This is a genomic window from Streptomyces bathyalis, assembly GCF_015910445.1.
In the GTDB taxonomy this organism is placed as follows: domain Bacteria; phylum Actinomycetota; class Actinomycetes; order Streptomycetales; family Streptomycetaceae; genus Streptomyces; species Streptomyces bathyalis.
The window spans coordinates 341,780-358,223 of the sequence record NZ_CP048882.1; the positions used below are offsets into that span (position 1 = coordinate 341,780).

Sequence of the window (16,444 nt, forward strand, 5' to 3'; positions counted from 1 at the left end):
TCGACCGCCGCAGGGGAATCAGTCTTTCCAACCTGGTGTCTGGTGTGCAGTACTGTGCGTCTACGCCGGGCAGCCGGAGTGTTGCGGGGTGCACCCGTTCTCGCCAATGCATGCACACCCGATGTCCGCCGGCGCCTTCCCGCGTGGGCAGCGCAGGGAAATCCAGGAGCCCGCAGTGAACGCGTGCGAGCTATGTGTCCGAGAGACTTCCGGCAGGTGAGCACACCATGCGAACGATCGTGACCACCAACTCCGTCGCCCGGACGGAGCGCTTCGATCACTGGACATCCGAGATGTCCAAGGTCTTCGCCGGTCTGGACACACGGCCGGCCTCGCGCATCCCCTTCCACGGACGGGCCGCCAGCGGTGATATCGGCCTGCTCCAGCTGAGCTCCGTCAGCGCCGGGCCGCTGCGTGTCCGTCGCACGGAGCGGCTGGTCGCCCAGTACGAAGAGGACTTCTACAAGGTCGTGCTCCAGGTGGCGGGCACTTCGGCGATCGAACAGGACGGGGTGTGCAGCGCACTGGGTCCTGGGGACATCGCGATCTGTGACACCTCGCGCCCGTACTCCTTCACCTACACGACCGATTTCAGCACGGTATTGATGCTGATGCCGCGTCCGATGCTGCCGGTGCGCCCCGAGGCGCTGCGCGGCCTCACGGCCCGACGGATCGCTGCCGACGGCGGTGTCGGGGCGGTTGTGGCGCCGTTCCTGAAGTCGCTGGGCGAGCAGGCCCGTGACTGTACGGGGCCGGCCGTCAGGAGCTTGATGGACGGAACCGTCTCCCTGGTCACCAGTCTGGTCACGGAGCAGCTGGCTCTGTCCGCGCCGGCCGCTCCGCAGGACGCGATGATGCTGCGCATCCGCGCCTACATCGAGCAAAGGCTCTCGGATCCGGATCTCACGCCGGACTCGATCGCCGCGGCGCACGGCATCTCACGCCGTTACCTGTTCAAGCTGTTCGCCGCCGACGATTCGACTGTCGCCGGCTGGATCCGCACGCGGCGTCTGGAACGCTGCGCCCGCGATCTGTCGAGTGCGGCCACGGCCGACCAGCCGATCAGCATGGTCGCCGCACGCTGGGGACTGCTCGACTGCCGGCACTTCAGCCGGGTGTTCAAGACGGCGTACGGAGAGACGCCGCGGGACTTCCGGCGGCGGGTCCTGGCTGGGGGCGACCGGAACTGAGGCCGGCGCCCCGGCATCGACGGCATTGCTTATACGCTGATTCGCCAGTGTTGGCGATGTGTCCGACGTCTCGTACTCTCCCGCACCATGGTTCTCTTCTCCGGCCGTCGCAAGCCGCGTCTTGCTCCTGCACTCGATGACGCGGAGCTGGGCCGCTTTGTGAAGTCCCTGTTGGAAGTGCCCAGGGCAGGCATGATCGGTATGGCGGACCTCCATATGGCGCGCATGGCCGACCTGTTGAAGCAGGCCGGGACGGACTGGGACCGTCGTACGTACCGGCTGTCGGTGCTGGCGGAGGCAACGGCCGCCTCCGGTGTGCCGTCCGCGTGGGCCGCCCGTGAGCCGGACAATCCCGACGCGCTGCTCCTCAGCGCCTGGGCGCTTCTGACTCAGGGGCGATGGTCCGGCGGGCTGAACGACGCGGTCAGCCTGGTCAAGTCCTGTTATCGCGCAGCCGAGTTGAGCCCCGAGGACCCGGCACCCTGGGTGATCGTCCTCGCCGTGGCACGACTGGAGCGCTACGAGCGCGGCAGCCTGCTCGCGGTGTGGCGCGAGGTGCAGGCCCGCGACCCCTGGAACCGCGAGGCGCACCTGCAGCTGCTCGGCTACCTCTCACCCGAGGAAGGGGGATCGCGCGTCGATGTCCTCGACTTCGTCGACTTCGTGCTAGCCCGCGCCCCTGCCGACGCTCCGACGGCCGCGCTGGAGCTGACGGCGGCCGCGCTCAACTACCAGAGCGTCGTGGCCCGGGGCGGTGTCGAAGCCCTCATGGCCCGCGACCTCTGGAAGCACCCCCAAGTGGCCAAGGCCCTCGACCAGGCCGCCGCAACCTGGCCCCAGCCGGGATTTCTGCACCATGCCGCGGCTCAGGCGGACCTCAATCTCCTGGCCTACGCCCTTTGCACGGCCGAACGCAGGAGCGAGGCGGCCGCCGTCTTCACCACGCTGGAGGGAGCGGTCACGGACTGGCCGTGGAACGTGGACGGCCGCGATCCGGTCGATGTCTTCTCGCACGAGCAGTCACGAACCGTCTGACAGCGGCATCACTTCGCTCCGAGACAGAAGGCGCGGGTTGCCTCGGCCACCATCAGGACGTCGTGTGTCGCCTCATCGACGCGGTCCCGGCGGTGCGAGATGAACGTGACGCAGGCATCCAGCACGTCGCCGTCCCGGGCCAGTGGTGCGGCGACGGCGTGCGCCCCCGGCTCCACCTGCCCGTGGCTGACGGCCCAACCTCGGCGCCTGACCTCCCGTACCGCTGCGGAGTCCTCAGCGGTGGCGGGTCGCCCGGCCAGGATGGCATCGGGCGCCGCTCCCCGGTCCAGGGGCTGGCGGCTGCCCTTGCGGTAGGCGAGGTGGTAGTCGCCCTGTGCCGGCACGGCCGTCGCCACTGCGACGACGTTGTCCCGCTCAGCCACGAAGACCACGGCCGTCCCCCCGTGGTCGTCCGCCAGCCCCTGCAGATGGGGCTGGACGAATTCCACGAGCGTGGGCTGTGACATGTTCGCGAGACTGTGCAATTCGCGCCCGGGGCGGTAGTACCCGGTGGCGTCCTTGGCGACGAAGCCCTCCGCAGTGAGCGTGTTGACGAGGCGATGGACCACGGTTCGGTGCAGCCCGGTCTGGATCGCGATCTCGGTCGCCGTCAGCCCTTGGGGGCGCTGTGCCACCGCACGCAGGACCGCCAGGCCGCGGATGAGTGTCTGCGCGGCCGGCTGACTGGGACGTTTCACGGCTTCAGCCGCCTCCGTATCGCCCTGGTCCGTTGCGTTCTGTGCACTCCTGCTCATGTCGCGAGTCTAGCCGCAGCAGTAATCCGTGATGTGGCCCCTTGACGTGACGGGCTCTGCACATCCAAGCTAAGTGCACTATTCGCATTGGCTAGTGCACTAAGTGCACGTCGCCGCGAAGATTCCGGGCGATCCACGAGAGGAGTCCCGCCCATGACAGAGCGTGTTGCCGGAGTGACCGGGGCACGGGCGCTGGTCGAGACGGCCGCCGCCGCAGGTGTCGAGGTCTGCTTCGCCAACCCCGGCACCACGGAGATGCCGCTGGTGACCGCATTGGACGAGGTCTCCGCCGTACGTCCCGTCCTCGGACTATTCGAGGGAGTGTGCACGGGAGCCGCGGACGGATACGCGCGGATCGCGGGCAAGCCCGCCATGACCCTGCTGCACCTGGGTCCGGGCTTCGCCAATGGAATCGCCAACCTCCACAACGCGCGCCGGGCCAACTCGCCCGTCCTCAACGTCGTCGGGGACCACTCCAGTTGGCACCTTCCCTACGACGCACCGCTGACCAGCGACATCGTGTCCCTGGCCACTCCGGTGTCCGGCTGGGTCGGCACCATCGACTCTGCTGCGCGGACAAGCGAGGTCACCGTCGAGGCCCTGGCCGCCGCAATGACCCCACCCGGCTGCGGTGCCACCCTGATCGTCCCGGCCGACTTCCAGCAGGCGACGGTCACCGAACCGCTCGCAGCCGTACCACCGCCGCAGGCGCCGGCGCCGTTCGCGACGGGGCGTATCGAGCGGATCGCCAAGCGGCTGCGCGACGGTTCCCGCTCCGTGCTGCTACTCGGCGCGGAGACCCTCACCGCTCGCGGGCAGCGTGCGGCCCAGCGGATATCCGAGGCAACCGGCGCGAAGCTGTACAGCGAAACCTTCCCCGCCACAGCCGAACGCGGCGGAGGCCTGCCTGACCTGGACCGGCTGCCCTACTTCCCCGAGGTGGCCGTCAAGGCCCTGGCCGATGCGGAGACCGTGGTGCTGGCCGGGGCACAGGAGCCGGTCGCGTACTTCGGTTACGCCGGCGTGCCGAGCCTCCTCGCCGAGCCAGGCTCCGTACGGATACTCGCCGAACCGGGAGAGGACGGCGTAGCGGCGCTGGAGGAACTGGCGGAGGCTCTCGGCGCAACCAACGCTTCGACCCGCCGCCGCGAGCCGGACATCCAGGACGGTCTTCCCGACGGCCCGCTCACCCCCACCTCGATCGGCCGGATCGTGTCCGCCCTGCTGCCCGAGAACGCGGTCGTCTCCGTGGAGGGAGGCACCTGCGGCTACCCCTTCTTCACCGCTTCCGCACACGCCGCCCGGCACACCACGCTGACCAACACCGGCGGAGCGATCGGTCAGGGCCTGCCCGCCGCGCTGGGCGCGGCGATCGCCGCCCCAGAACGCCAGGTGATCGCCCTGCAGTCGGACGGCAGTGCCCAATACACGATCCAGGCACTGTGGACCATGGCCCGTGAACAGGCCGACGTCGTCACACTCATCGCCTCCAACCGCAGTTACAGCATCCTGCGCACCGAGTTGAACCGCCACGGCGGAAGCCCCAGCGGACCTGCCTCCGCCTCCCTGACCAGCCTGGATCATCCCCCCTTGAATTGGCCTGCGCTGGCCGCCGGTTACGGCGTACCGGGCCAGCGGGCGGAGACCGGCGACGAACTGGCCCGTGCCCTGCGCCAGGCGCTTACAGCCGGCGGTCCGCAGCTCATCGAGATGGTCCTGTGAAAGGAACCCCCGTGCCTCCCACCGTCATCGCCTCCGCCGAGGAGAAAGTGCGGGATTTCCTATCCCCGTCCCGCCCGATGCTCATCGGCGGCAACTGGGTTCCGGCGTCCTCCGGGCGCGTTTTCGACACCGTCGACCCTGCCACCGGCGGAGTCCTCACGCAGGTTCCCGACGGCGACGAACACGACATCGACCGCGCCGTCTCGGCCGCCCGCCGCGCCTTCGCGGATCCGCAATGGCGGCGCGTGAGCCCTCTGGACCGCGGACAGCTGCTGCACCGGATCGCCGACCTCATCGAGGCCCATGCCGACGAACTCGCGCTGCTGGAGTCCCGCGACAACGGCAAACCCGTCTCCGTCGCCCGTGCCGTCGACGTCGGTACCAGCGTCAAGCTCTTCCGCTACTTCGCCGGGTGGCCCAGCAAGTTCGAAGGCAGCACCGTCCCCGTCTCGCCGCGCGGCGGCCTGCGCGTGCTGAACTACACCACTCACCAGCCGGTCGGGGTCGTCGGCCTGATCGTGCCGTGGAACTTCCCGATGGCGATGGCTTGCTGGAAACTGGCGCCCGCGCTGGCCACAGGCTGCACCGTCGTCCTGAAACCCGCCGAAGAAACCCCGCTGTCCACGCTGCGGCTGGCCCAGCTCCTCGTCGAGGCCGGAGTGCCCGACGGTGTGATCAATGTGGTCACCGGGCGCGGCGCCACCGCAGGAGCGGCGCTCGCCGCCCACGACGACGTGGACAAGATCGCCTTTACCGGTTCCACCGAGACCGGCCGCGCCATCGTCGGCGCCGCCGCGGGCAATCTCAAGAGGGTCTCCCTCGAACTCGGCGGCAAGTCACCGAACATCGTGCTGCCCGACGCCGACCCGGAGGCGGTCGCACAGGCCGCAGCCGAGGCGATCTTCTTCAACCAGGGTCAGGTGTGCACGGCGGGCTCCCGGCTGTACGTCCATGATGCGCTCTATGACGACGTGGTCGACGCGGTCGCCGCGCGGGCCGAGAAGATCGTTGTGGGGCCGGGCACCGACCCGGCCAGCGACATGGGCCCGCTCGTCTCCGCCCGGCACCACGACCGGGTCAGCTCCTTCATCGAAGCCGGACGGCGGCAGGGCGCGCGCCTCGCGGCAGGGGGCGCTCGCCCCGACCTGAACGACCGGTACGCGAACGGCTACTTCCTTCGGCCGACGGTCTTCGCGGAAGCCGACCACGGTATGCGGATCGTGCGCGAGGAGATCTTCGGGCCGGTGCTCGCCGCGATGCGCTGGAGCGACGTCGACGACCTCGTCGCCAAAGCGAACGACTCGCCCTTCGGGCTCTCGGCGGGGATCTGGACCTCTGACCTCGGCCATGCCCATCGGATCGCCGACGAACTCCAGGCCGGCACGGTGTGGATCAACTGCTTCAACCTCACCGACCCGGCCTCCCCCTTCGGGGGGTTCAAGCAGTCCGGCTGGGGGCGCGAAATGGGCCGCAAAGTGCTCGATCTCTACACCGAGGTCAAGAGCGTCTGGGTCAACCTCGGCTGACATGGCGTCACTCAAGGACATCGTTCATCGGGAGCATCGTATGGATCTCGCACTGGCGGGCCGAGTGGCCCTCGTCACCGGCGGCAGCCTGGGCATCGGCAAGGCGGTCGCCCGCGAACTCGCCCGCGAGGGCGTCAACGTGGTGATCACCGCACGCCGGAAGCCGGCCTTGGAACGGACCGCGAAGGAAATCGAGGCAGAGACCGGCAGTCGTGTGGTCACCCTCGTCTCGGACACCACCGACACCGAGTCCGTGCGGCACATGGTGCACTCGGCGGCCGCGGAGTTGGGCCGCATCGACATCCTCGTCAACGGCGCCGCCGCCCCTTCCGGGCTGGTACGCAACTCCGTCGGGGAGGCCGACCCCGAACTGCTGTTGGCCGACATCAACACCAAGGTCGTCGGCTACTTCCGCTGCGCCCAGGCAGTCGCCCCGCACATGCAGGCGAACGGCTACGGCCGGATCCTCAACATCGGCGGACTGACCGGCCGTTCCAGTCACGCACTCTCCGGGCTGCGCAACCTTGCCGTCGTCCACATGACCAAGACCCTCTCCGACCAGCTGGGGCCCTCGGGGATCACCGTCAACACCGTGCACCCCGGAGTCGTGGAGACGGAGCACATCCACGACTTGTACGAGAAGGAAGCCATCAAGCGCGGCAGCACAGCGGCCCAGGTCGAGGCCGACTTCGTCGCCAGGACCCCGATCCGCCGGGTCCTGGAGGCCAACGAGATCGCCGAGGCAATCGCCTTCCTCTCCTCGCCCAGGGCGGCCGCGATCACCGGGGAATCGCTGGGCATCGACGGCGGCCTGACGCGCGGCATCTTCCTCTGAGCCATAAGACGCAACAACCGACAGGAGTCATATCCATGGAAGGAACCATCCTCGTCGCCACCGCCGGCCAGGGGGTCCTGCGCAGCTGCGACGACGGCGGAACCTGGTACCGCCTCGGGCTCGGGCAGGACATCGAGTTCGACGCCGTGGTCCGCTGCCTCGCCGTCCACCCCGAGCAGCCGAACGTCGTCTACGCGGGTGCCGACGCGGGCCTCGCCCGCAGTGACGACGCCGGCGCGACCTGGCACCGCGTCGACTCGCCGTTCAACGACCGGACCGTCTGGTCCCTGGCAGTCGACCCGACCGACCCCGACTTCATCATCGTCGGCACCGGCGCACCTTCCCGCGCCGCTGTGTACCGCACCACCGACGCCGGCACGAGTTGGGACCGACTCCCCCCGGAGATACCCGAGTTCTGTGCGGGCGTCAGCAAGCCCCGGATCCTTACAACCGCCGTCGATCGATACGAGCCCAAGAACCTCTGGTTCGGCATCGAGGAAGGCGGGTTGTGGCGCAGCGGCGACCGCGGCGACACCTGGACCCGCATCGACGGCACTCCCGCGAGCCTTCCTCAAGGCGTCACGAACTCCGACATCCACTGCGTCCTGGTCCTCGAAGGTCCGCCCAAAACCATCGTCGTGGCGGTCGTCAACGCGCTGTTCGTCAGCCAGGACGACGGCCGGACCTGGACCCGCACGGACACCCGCAAGGAGTGGGGCATCTACTACACCCGCCTGGTCAAGCAGATCCCCGGCACCAACGAACTCCTGCTGGGCATCGGCGATGCCACGCCCGGCACCCTGACGAAGATCTTCCGCTCCACCGACCTTGCTCAGACCTGGCAGGAGTCACACCTCGACGAGCCGGCCAACTCCACCGTGTGGGCCTTCGGCGTCCACCCCGCAGACCCGCAACTCGCCTTCGCCGGCACCAAGTACGGCCACCTCTTCCGCTCCGTCGACGCGGGCCGCACCTGGGCCAAGGAGTGGCGAGAGTTCAGCGAGATCACAGATGTGGCGTGGACACCCGCCCTCGCCCCGACCCCGGAAGGACACTGATGAGCAGCAACCCGCACAACCCCCATGACCTCGGCATCGATCCCGACGAGCGCACCCTGGACCAGCACGAGCCGCCGACACCGCTCATCGACGAGGGGACACGCACCGTCCGGCCACGCGTTGTCCGCACCCACCTCTCGCTGTTCGTCCGCGACCCGGAGGTCTCGGCAACCTGGTACCAGGACGTCCTGGACATGGAGGTCACCGCGCGCGGGCCGCAGTGGGTGTTCCTGTCTTTCGGCAAGAAGCACCACGACATCGCCCTGATCCGCGCCGAGGAAGCTGCGACCGCCGGCGGCATCGGTCTCCAGCACTACGGGCTCGAGGTCGCCGGCGACCTCGACAATTGGCGGCGGCTCTACGGGATGCTCCTCACCAAGGGGGTGCACGTCGTCAAGACCACCGACCACAAGGTGGGCTTCGGCCTGTACTTCACGGACCCGGACGGCAACCGCCTGGAGTTCTTCCACGAGACCGTCACCGACGACGAAGAGGGCAAGCGCATCCTCGGCCTCTACGGAGCCCCAAGCGAGCCCTTCGAGGTCGAGCCGCTCTACGGCTGACACCCCTCTTTCTCATCAGGAGCACGCCATGCCCGAATCCAACTTCGCCGGTTACCACGTCCGCAAGTGGTTCATACAGACCGAGGACACCCTCGCCAACGAGACCGGAGCGCTCGCTGACGGCGAGCCGGTCCGCAAGATCGTCATCGCCGCCGCAGTCCACAATCCCTACGCCGGCCGGTTCAGCAAGAACCTCGACCTGATCGTCGCCGACTCGCCCAAGCTCGGGGAGGAGTTCGGCCGGCGCATCGCCGAAGCCGCCGCCGACCGGCTCATCGAGAGTTATGGCAAGGCCTGCCTCGTCGGTGCCAACGGCGAGTACGAACACGGCAACGCCTTCCTCACCGCCGTCTTCGCCGACCCGGTGCGCGACTCGGTCGGCGGTGGCGCCTCCTGGGTGCCCTCGACCGGCAAGCGCGGCGCACCCGGCACCACCATCGACATCCCGCTGGCGCACAAGGACGCGCTCTACGTTCGGTCGCACTACGACACGATCACGGCGACCTTCGCCGACACCCCGAATCCCGACGAGGTCGTCGTCATCTTCGCCTTCGCCACACGCGGCCGGCTGCACGCGAGGCTCGGCGGTATCCGGGCCGACGAGATCCAGGGGCAGGACGGGCTGCACTGAGATGTATGACCGCTTCACCACTCTGAACGGGCTGCGCGCCCACTACGTCGAATGGGGTGAGCCGAACCGGCCTGCCATCCTCATGCTGCACGGCCTGCGCAGTTACGCCCGCACGTTCGAACCGCTCGCCATCCGGCTCTCGGACCGCTACCGCATCGTCGCCCTGGACGCGCGGGGCCGGGGCGAGAGCCAATGGGACCCCAGGGGCGAGTACTACACGCCCGCCTACGTCGCCGATCTCGAACAGTTCGCCGATCACCTCGACCTCGACCGCTTCATCCTGTTGGGCCACTCCATGGGCGGCGCCACCGCATACGTCTACGCCGCCCGCCACCCCGAGCGTGTCATCGCGACCGTCATCGAGGACATCGGTCCCGGTTCGTCGCTCAGCGGGGCCGGAGCCGAGCGCATCAAACGCGAAATCGCCGGGACACCCGCCGAGTTCCCTTCGCTGGATGCCGCCCGCGCGTACTGGCGTCGTATCCGGCCCGGAATCACCGCCGACGCTCTGGAATCCCGGATGAGGCACACGCTGCGGCAGGGCACATGCGGACGCTGGTTCTGGAAGTTCGACCTCGCCGGTATAGCGGCGGCCCGCCTCGACACCGACCCAGCCCGCCAGATCGACCTCTGGCCCAGCGTGGAGGCGCTGCGCTGCCCGACGTTGGTCGTCCGCGGTGGTGATTCCGACTTCCTTCCCGCGGCGACGGCAGCGGAGATGACCGTACGCAACCCGCTCGTGAACACCGTGGAGATCCCCGGCGCCGGCCACTACGTCCACGACGACGCGCCAGACGCCTTTCACCACCAGCTCGAACAGTTCCTGACCAGCCTGGAGGCCGCTCCATGAGCGCACCCACAGAGTTCCGCACGCAGGTGGCGGTCGTCGGCGCCGGACCGGTCGGAGCCACCGTCGCCAACTACCTCGGTCTGTACGGCGTGGAGACCCTGCTCGTCGACCGCAGCACGGACATCGTCGACTACCCGCGCGCGGTGGGCATGGACGACGAGTGCCTGCGCAGCTTTCAAGGCATAGGCCTCGCCGACGAGATGCTTGCCGACATGCTTCAGAACATCCCGCTGAAGATGTTCGGCGCGGACGGCCGCTGCTTCGCAGACATCCGGCCGGCCACGAAGGAGTTCGGCTGGCCAAGGCGCAACATCTTCATGCAACAGCTCGCCGAACGCACATTGCGCAAGGGTCTGGAGCGCTACCCGCACATACGACCGCTGTACGGACACGAACTCATCCGCGTGGAACAGGACGGCACCGAGGTGCGTCTGCACCTCAGCGGCCCTGACGGCGAAGGTGCCCTGGTCCGCGCTGCTTACGTGGTCGCGGCGGACGGTGGTCGCAGCACGATCCGTACCCAGCTGAACATCCCGCTGGTCGGCGAAACGAGCCCCCGTAAGTGGGTGGTGATCGAATGCGACAACGACCCGCTCGACGCCCCGTACACCGGCCTGCACTGCGATCCGAGAAGGCCGTATGTCTGCCTGGATCTTCCGTACAACTACCGCCGCTGGGAGTTCATGCTGTTCCCCGGCGAGGATGCCGAAGCGATGCTGCGGCCCGAGAGGGTCCGTGAACTGCTCACGGGACACGTACCGGATCCGGCGGCCCTCAACGTCATCCGAGCTCGCGTCTACACTCATCACTCCCGGGTGGCGAGCCGTTTCGTCGAGGGGCGGATCTGTCTCGTCGGTGACGCCGCCCACTTGATGCCGCCGTGGGCGGGCCAGGGCATGAACACCGGCATCCGCGACGCCACCAACGTGGCCTGGAAACTGGCGGCAGTGGTCAGCGGCCGGGCTCACCCGCGCATCCTTTCGACATATGACACCGAACGCCGCGCGCACGCCAAGGCGATGGTGGACCTCTCGGACACCCTCGGCAGGATCCTCTCCTCGACCAACCCCTGGGTCGCCCGCCCCCGCGACATCCTCTTCCGCGGCCTCCGCCTGGCCCCGGCGGTACGCGACTGGCTCGTGGACATGCGGTTCAAGCCGATGCCCCGCTACTCGGAGCGCGGCATCGTGCTGCACCGAGGACAAGAGGCCGGGAAGAACTGCGCCGTGGGCCGGATGCTCGTCCAGCCGAAGGTCGAAACGTCCGCAGGTCTGGCCGTCCATCTCGACGACACGCTCGGAACCTGGTTCACCCTCATCGGATACGGCACCGACCCGCTGATCCACCTCGACGACGAGTCCCGTGCCTTCTGGGACCGCATCGGTACCCGCTATGTCGCCGTGGCCGAATCCCGCTCGGGCCGCTCGCAGGGCGAACGCCCCACCTCCGCCACCGACTCGGTCGTGGTGGAGGACCTCGACGGCTCCCTGCGCGACTGGTTCGCGACCCAGCCCGGCACGATGGCCGTGATCCGCCCCGACCGCTACGTCGCAGCGGTGACCGAACCCCTCGAACTCGCGTCGTTGAGCTGCGAGTTCGAGCGTCTGCTCTCCCCGAGTCGGAACCCGAAGGCCGAGGACCTGCCCTCATCGCGGTCGTCCCTCGAACCCCTGGGAGGTGCGTCGTGATCGTGGAAGAGCGCGAGTACCTGGTCAGGCCAGGTGCTGTGCCGGAGTACGCCCGTCTGTGGGCCGACCTGGGCCGGGAGCCCCAGACCCGCATCCTCGGGAATCTGCTCGGCTTCTACACCACGGAGATCGGCGACTTGAACACCCTCGTCTACCTCTGGGGTTACGACAGCCACGAAGACCGTGCAACGCGGCGTGCGGAGCTGGCCGCCGATCCCGACTTCGCCGCCTTCCGCAAACGGGTCAGAGGCCTGCTGATTCGCCAGACCAACCGCATTCTCACACCGGCCACTCCGCTCTGAGACCCGCAAGGAGACAACAAGAACGATGCCCACGAACCCCGCGGCACGGCAGAGCCCACAGGACTACGTCGACGCCATGGCCCGCGATCGCGGATACGTCCTCGATTACCACAAGGTCATGGCCGAGCATGACTTCGACGTGCTGCAAGCCACGAACCAGCTCGTGCACGCCGCCTACCTCGCACCGCGCAGTCTGGCTCCCGCCACGAAGGAACTGCTCTTCATTCTGAGCCTGACCGTGATGCGCGCGGCCAAGGGCCACATCCAGAGCCACATCAGAGTGGCCCTCGACCTCGGCCTCACCCCTCAGGAGATCCTTGAAGCGATCGAGATCGCCCTGCCCGAAGCGGGCATCGTGGCATTCCAGACCGGCCTGGACGCCTGGCGGGAAGCGGTCGGCGCGAGCGGCATCGAACCCACGGCGGAGGTTCATCAGAGCGGTTCCGGAACGGACTGATCAACCCCAAGGGAGCGGGCGCCGCCACCGATAAGCCCTCGCCTGTTCCGTCTCATCGTTGGCATGAGTCGGTGCCGCGGCAGCAGGCACAGAGGATGGTGGCATCGCAGGGAAGCTCCCCACAGCCATGACAGCGGGGACAGGCAATCTTGCCGTTGCATACCCGCTGCTGCCCATCACGCAGGTCGTAGCGGCTCTTCAAAGACGAGCCCGTGCACAAGTCATCAACCGGCCCGTCATGGGTGTCCCGCCCGGCTTCATATTGCCTCTGGTATGGGTCGGTTGCTGTTGGCCGGGGCTGCGATGCCTGGACGGGGGTGGCGTTCGGTACGGGCCGGTGGGTCGATCGCCTTGGGTCATTGGGCGGGAGGTTCAGGCGTCGGCGTCGGCGTCGGCTGAGACGCGGCAAGGCCCGAGGACGGTGTTTTCGGTACGGCCGCGGCGTCCGTGGGGATGTCGGCCAGATCGAGGTCTTTGGTCTCGCCCGCCGCGAACATGGCTGCCGCTGCCAGTGCAAGCATCGCCAGGACGAAAACCATGACCGGGGCAATGGAACCAGTGGCAGCGAGCAGGGCAACGCCCAGCAGTGGGGCGACCGAACCACCGACCACCGTGGCGAGTTGGTAGCCGAGTGACGCCCCGCTGAAGCGGACGTGCGTGGGAAAGAGTTCAGCAAAGAAGGCAGCGGTGCCGCCGGCGATAATGCCGTCGGCGATCAGACCCACGGTCATCAACGCCGTGATGGCAACCGAGCCACCTCCGGAAGCCCAGGTGAACCCCACGGGAACCCACGCGGCAGCCAGTGCCACACCGGTCAGTGTCGTGATGCGCCGTCCGATGATGTCGGAGAGCCGCCCGGCGACGATGATCGTGAGGAACCAGAACACCGAGCCGATGGTCAGCGCGTTGAGCACCTGAGCCTTCGGGACACCGACGGTCTCCACGAGGTAGGTGAGCCCGAAGATGGCGAACGTGTAGTAGGTGGTCTTCTCGCCGATACCGGCGAAGAACGCGATGAGCACGGGCTTGCGGTGGTGCCGCAGCACCAGGGCGACGGGGCTGTGGACCTGTGCCTCCTGGCGCCGGGGCCCGTGGTGCTCGGCGGCTTGGTGGTATAGGGGGGACTCCTCGATGCTGCGGCGCAGGAAGAAACCCACGGCGATGAGCAGCGCCGACAGGGCGAAGGGGATGCGCCAGCCCCAAGCCGTGAACGCCTCCTCGGACATCAACGCGGCCATGACCCACAGCACCGCCGTGGAGATCAGATTGCCGAGCGGTCCCCCCGCCTGAGCCCAACTCGTCCAGAAGCCGCGGCGTCTGTGGTCTCCGTGCTCGGCGATGAGCAGCACTGCGCCACCCCACTCACCGCCCAGCGCAAGCCCCTGGGTGAGCCGCAGCAGCACCAGCAAGAGTGGTGCGGCGACGCCGATAGTGGCGTAGGAGGGCACCGCTGCGATGAGTACCGTCGAGCCGCCCATCATCAGCAGGCTGACAACGAGCATCCGCTTGCGGCCGAGGCGGTCGCCGAAGTGTCCGAACAGCACGCCGCCGAGCGGACGAGCCACGAAGCCGACCGCGTACGTGGCGAGCGCCAGCAGCGCGCCGACCAGTGCGCTGTTCTCCGGGAAGAACACGGTGTTGAAGACCGTCGCGGCCGCCGAGCCGTACAGGAAGAAGTCGTAGAACTCGATGGCCGTGCCGGCTGTCGCGGCAGCGACCACCTTGCGCAAGCCACGAGGAGTGGCGGTCTTCGACTTCCCCGTGTGGGAAGAATGGATCATGATTCTCCTGTGCGATCAGCGCACCGATGAGTTCGTATGGTGCACCCATATTCAGAGACGTGGAGTCGCCCGTCAAGACCGGCGCGTTCGGAAGAGGCGTCCACCGGGAGGATCGACCGCAAGCTGGACGCAAGGGTGTATGCGCAGAGCGCAATCAAAAGTGCAGATATCGATCAGCGCTCTGCTCGTCAGTGAACGCGTGCCGTTAACTGACGCGCAGTGGGCGCGGATTGAGCCGTTGCTGCCGGACCGGACACTCAAGCGCAGCGGCCGGTGGCGTGACCGCCGGCAGGCGATCGACGCGGTCGCCAACAAGTCCGGACCGGAACGCGGTGGATGGATCTGCCGGCCGAGTTCGGCTCGTGGAAGGGGGGGTGCACAATCGGCTGCGGAGGTGGGCCGCCGACGGCACCTGCGAACGAGTGCTGACCGCACCACAGGGCGGCTGGCCGACCTCAACAGCAGATCGGCGGCTTCCAGGCACCGAAGCAACGCTTCATACCGCGTCCTCGTCGAGGCCGAGGTACGGCGGGGTCGACGATGGGCTTTGACCACCGGCACATCGGTGTTCGCTGCTTGACCTTCTGGGCTCCGGCCTGTGCCACCCGGGGTGGCTACACCGAAGAGCCCTCCTGATCTCCTCCCCCGTCGCGGGACGGGGATTGCCGTTGGCGCACAATTACGTGAGATCGGGAAGCAACCGACGAATACTAGCCTCGGTCAGGCCGTCTGTGGCCTCATCAAGGCGTTCTGCCACCTTTCCGGCCTCTGCGCTCAGCAGTTGAGCCAGCCGTGAACGCCGCTTGGTGTCCATGCGCGACGCTATGGCTGCAATGCTCAGCGCCGCGACGGCTCTGCCGTCCTTGCCGACAACGGGGACGCCGATTGCGCGCATGCCCGGGATCAGCATTTGGTCGTTGAAGGTGTACTCGCGGCTTCTGCTATCACTGACCAGTTGCAGCAGGGTATCGGCGTCAAAGCTCGTGTAACTCTCCAGTCGGGAAGAGTTCTCTTCGATGATGCGCTCTATTTCCTCGTCCGGTAGCCAGGCGAGCAGTGCGAGGCTACCTGCGCCGACGCCGAGTGGGCGACGGTCGCCGACTCGGAGGGTGAGCGTCTTGATCGGGAATGCGCCGGTGGCCCGGTCCACACAGATCGCCTCAGTCGCATTGCGCACGGACAGATATACCGTGTCTTCTGACTCCGTCGTCAACCGCAGTATCGAGTCGTTGGCAAGGTCGATGAGTCCATATCGATTTACCGCGGTGAAGCCCAGTGCGAAGAGTCCGAATCCCAGATGGAAACGCCCGGTGACTTCGTCCTGCTCCACGAGCCCGTCCTGCGCCATTGTGTTGAGAATTCGGTGCGCTGTCGCCTTTCGCAGGTCGGTGTCTGCGGCAATGTCAATCAGCCTTCGGCCGTCGCGGTCGGCGCGGGACAGGGAGGCGAGAATCGCCATCGCACGCTCAACACTCTGGACTGACTCCATCGAGAATCCCTCACAATAGTGTGCCTGCTTGCCAAATCTCAGCGGTATTCCACAATTCTTGCGGCAATCGGCGATGGTGGTGCCGTCCTGGCCGTTGACGCGGTCCGCGCGGATGTCGGTTCGAGCGTGTAGGGCAACGTCCCTCCACGCGCGGGGCGTGGTCAGTATGCCGCTTCGTCTCCCACGCTCGGCCCCTCCCCTCAGCGAGCCGGGGGAACTCAGGTTCACGGCGAACACGCGGACCGGAGAACGGGCAGGTTCCTTACCCCTTCTGCCCACTGGGCACCCAGCACCCCGCTTGGAGGACGGCGCAGTGCGCCTCGTGCCTGTGCTTGCCGGCCACCCAGTGCTGCTGGCGTGGCCAACAATCGAGAAGCCCTTGGTGCGGGCAGGACGTCTGACTCATCCACTCAGCAGCGCATGGTTACATCTGGGTTATATGCGGCCTTGACGTCGCTATCGCATGGGTTCTCCCACCGTGCGCACCACTGCTGACCGCGGTGACCTGCTCAGGCGTAGCCGTGGCGTCCGCGACCGCTGAGACGGCTCGATACCTTGACAC

General features: G+C 67.7%; 15 protein-coding genes. 12 read left to right on the plus strand and 3 right to left on the minus strand.

Annotated elements, in window-relative coordinates; translation table 11 throughout:
- The first annotated feature begins 227 nt into the window (after positions 1-227).
- A complete protein-coding gene (locus G4Z16_RS01560; RefSeq protein WP_197348794.1) occupies positions 228-1,190 on the plus strand; it encodes an AraC-like ligand-binding domain-containing protein in 963 nt (320 codons plus the stop codon).
- Between the two features lie 87 nt (positions 1,191-1,277).
- Complete coding sequence (locus tag G4Z16_RS01565; protein ID WP_197348795.1) at positions 1,278-2,225, plus strand: hypothetical protein; 948 nt, start codon at positions 1,278-1,280, stop codon at positions 2,223-2,225.
- An 8-nt stretch (positions 2,226-2,233) separates the two neighbouring features.
- Here the strand turns inward: G4Z16_RS01565 and G4Z16_RS01570 are convergent, their stop codons facing one another.
- A complete protein-coding gene (locus tag G4Z16_RS01570; RefSeq protein WP_197348796.1) occupies positions 2,234-2,980 on the minus strand; it encodes an IclR family transcriptional regulator in 747 nt (248 codons plus the stop codon).
- Positions 2,981-3,133: 153 nt separating this feature from the next.
- On the opposite strand from G4Z16_RS01570, the gene G4Z16_RS01575 reads away from it, so the two are divergent.
- The 10 genes from G4Z16_RS01575 to G4Z16_RS01620 are packed head-to-tail and all read left to right on the plus strand — an operon-like array spanning position 3,134 to position 12,612.
- Positions 3,134-4,702: an acetolactate synthase large subunit gene (locus G4Z16_RS01575; RefSeq protein ID WP_197348797.1), complete on the plus strand. Its 1,569-nt coding sequence runs from the start codon at positions 3,134-3,136 to the stop codon at positions 4,700-4,702.
- A gap of 11 nt (positions 4,703-4,713) precedes the next feature.
- Complete coding sequence (locus G4Z16_RS01580; RefSeq protein WP_281393643.1) at positions 4,714-6,228, plus strand: aldehyde dehydrogenase family protein; 1,515 nt, start codon at positions 4,714-4,716, stop codon at positions 6,226-6,228.
- A 40-nt stretch (positions 6,229-6,268) separates the two neighbouring features.
- On the plus strand, positions 6,269-7,063 hold the full coding sequence (locus G4Z16_RS01585) for an SDR family NAD(P)-dependent oxidoreductase (RefSeq protein WP_197348798.1): 795 nt from the start codon (positions 6,269-6,271) through the stop codon (positions 7,061-7,063).
- Between the two features lie 35 nt (positions 7,064-7,098).
- Positions 7,099-8,121: a WD40/YVTN/BNR-like repeat-containing protein gene (locus G4Z16_RS01590; protein ID WP_197348799.1), complete on the plus strand. Its 1,023-nt coding sequence runs from the start codon at positions 7,099-7,101 to the stop codon at positions 8,119-8,121.
- Entirely contained in the window at positions 8,121-8,684 is a 564-nt protein-coding gene (locus G4Z16_RS01595) for a VOC family protein (RefSeq protein WP_197348800.1), read from the plus strand. Before G4Z16_RS01590 ends, G4Z16_RS01595 begins: the two co-directional genes overlap by 1 nt.
- Before the next feature lie 28 nt (positions 8,685-8,712).
- A complete protein-coding gene (locus G4Z16_RS01600) occupies positions 8,713-9,315 on the plus strand; it encodes an amino acid synthesis family protein (protein WP_197348801.1) in 603 nt (200 codons plus the stop codon).
- 1 nt (position 9,316) lies between these two features.
- Complete coding sequence (locus G4Z16_RS01605; protein WP_197348802.1) at positions 9,317-10,165, plus strand: alpha/beta fold hydrolase; 849 nt, start codon at positions 9,317-9,319, stop codon at positions 10,163-10,165.
- Positions 10,162-11,853, plus strand: coding sequence for a bifunctional 3-(3-hydroxy-phenyl)propionate/3-hydroxycinnamic acid hydroxylase (locus tag G4Z16_RS01610; RefSeq protein WP_197348803.1), 1,692 nt, complete (start codon positions 10,162-10,164; stop codon positions 11,851-11,853). The genes G4Z16_RS01605 and G4Z16_RS01610 overlap by 4 nt, the downstream gene beginning before the upstream one ends.
- A complete protein-coding gene (locus G4Z16_RS01615) occupies positions 11,850-12,155 on the plus strand; it encodes an NIPSNAP family protein (RefSeq protein ID WP_197348804.1) in 306 nt (101 codons plus the stop codon). Before G4Z16_RS01610 ends, G4Z16_RS01615 begins: the two co-directional genes overlap by 4 nt.
- Positions 12,156-12,180: 25 nt before the next feature.
- Positions 12,181-12,612: a carboxymuconolactone decarboxylase family protein gene (locus tag G4Z16_RS01620; RefSeq protein WP_197348805.1), complete on the plus strand. Its 432-nt coding sequence runs from the start codon at positions 12,181-12,183 to the stop codon at positions 12,610-12,612.
- Between the two features lie 356 nt (positions 12,613-12,968).
- Here G4Z16_RS01620 and G4Z16_RS01625 read toward each other — a convergent pair whose 3' ends face one another.
- Together G4Z16_RS01625 and G4Z16_RS01630 are read right to left on the minus strand one after the other, a co-directional pair.
- Complete coding sequence (locus tag G4Z16_RS01625; RefSeq protein WP_197348806.1) at positions 12,969-14,393, minus strand: MFS transporter; 1,425 nt, start codon at positions 14,391-14,393, stop codon at positions 12,969-12,971.
- Positions 14,394-15,072: 679 nt separating this feature from the next.
- Positions 15,073-15,882: an IclR family transcriptional regulator gene (locus G4Z16_RS01630; protein ID WP_197348807.1), complete on the minus strand. Its 810-nt coding sequence runs from the start codon at positions 15,880-15,882 to the stop codon at positions 15,073-15,075.
- Between the last annotated feature and the right edge of the window lie 562 nt (positions 15,883-16,444).

Excerpts from the sequence above, each read along its gene's own strand:
- G4Z16_RS01560 (WP_197348794.1), top strand. The coding sequence starts at position 228 with ATGCGAACGATCGTGACCACCAACTCCGTCGCCCGGACGGAGCGCTTC.
- G4Z16_RS01565 (WP_197348795.1), top strand. The coding sequence starts at position 1,278 with ATGGTTCTCTTCTCCGGCCGTCGCAAGCCGCGTCTTGCTCCTGCACTC.
- G4Z16_RS01570 (WP_197348796.1), bottom strand. The coding sequence starts at position 2,980 with ATGAGCAGGAGTGCACAGAACGCAACGGACCAGGGCGATACGGAGGCG.
- G4Z16_RS01575 (WP_197348797.1), top strand. The coding sequence starts at position 3,134 with ATGACAGAGCGTGTTGCCGGAGTGACCGGGGCACGGGCGCTGGTCGAG.
- G4Z16_RS01585 (WP_197348798.1), top strand. The coding sequence starts at position 6,269 with ATGGATCTCGCACTGGCGGGCCGAGTGGCCCTCGTCACCGGCGGCAGC.
- G4Z16_RS01590 (WP_197348799.1), top strand. The coding sequence starts at position 7,099 with ATGGAAGGAACCATCCTCGTCGCCACCGCCGGCCAGGGGGTCCTGCGC.
- G4Z16_RS01595 (WP_197348800.1), top strand. The coding sequence starts at position 8,121 with ATGAGCAGCAACCCGCACAACCCCCATGACCTCGGCATCGATCCCGAC.
- G4Z16_RS01600 (WP_197348801.1), top strand. The coding sequence starts at position 8,713 with ATGCCCGAATCCAACTTCGCCGGTTACCACGTCCGCAAGTGGTTCATA.
- G4Z16_RS01605 (WP_197348802.1), top strand. The coding sequence starts at position 9,317 with ATGTATGACCGCTTCACCACTCTGAACGGGCTGCGCGCCCACTACGTC.
- G4Z16_RS01610 (WP_197348803.1), top strand. The coding sequence starts at position 10,162 with ATGAGCGCACCCACAGAGTTCCGCACGCAGGTGGCGGTCGTCGGCGCC.
- G4Z16_RS01620 (WP_197348805.1), top strand. The coding sequence starts at position 12,181 with ATGCCCACGAACCCCGCGGCACGGCAGAGCCCACAGGACTACGTCGAC.
- G4Z16_RS01625 (WP_197348806.1), bottom strand. The coding sequence starts at position 14,393 with ATGATCCATTCTTCCCACACGGGGAAGTCGAAGACCGCCACTCCTCGT.
- G4Z16_RS01630 (WP_197348807.1), bottom strand. The coding sequence starts at position 15,882 with ATGGAGTCAGTCCAGAGTGTTGAGCGTGCGATGGCGATTCTCGCCTCC.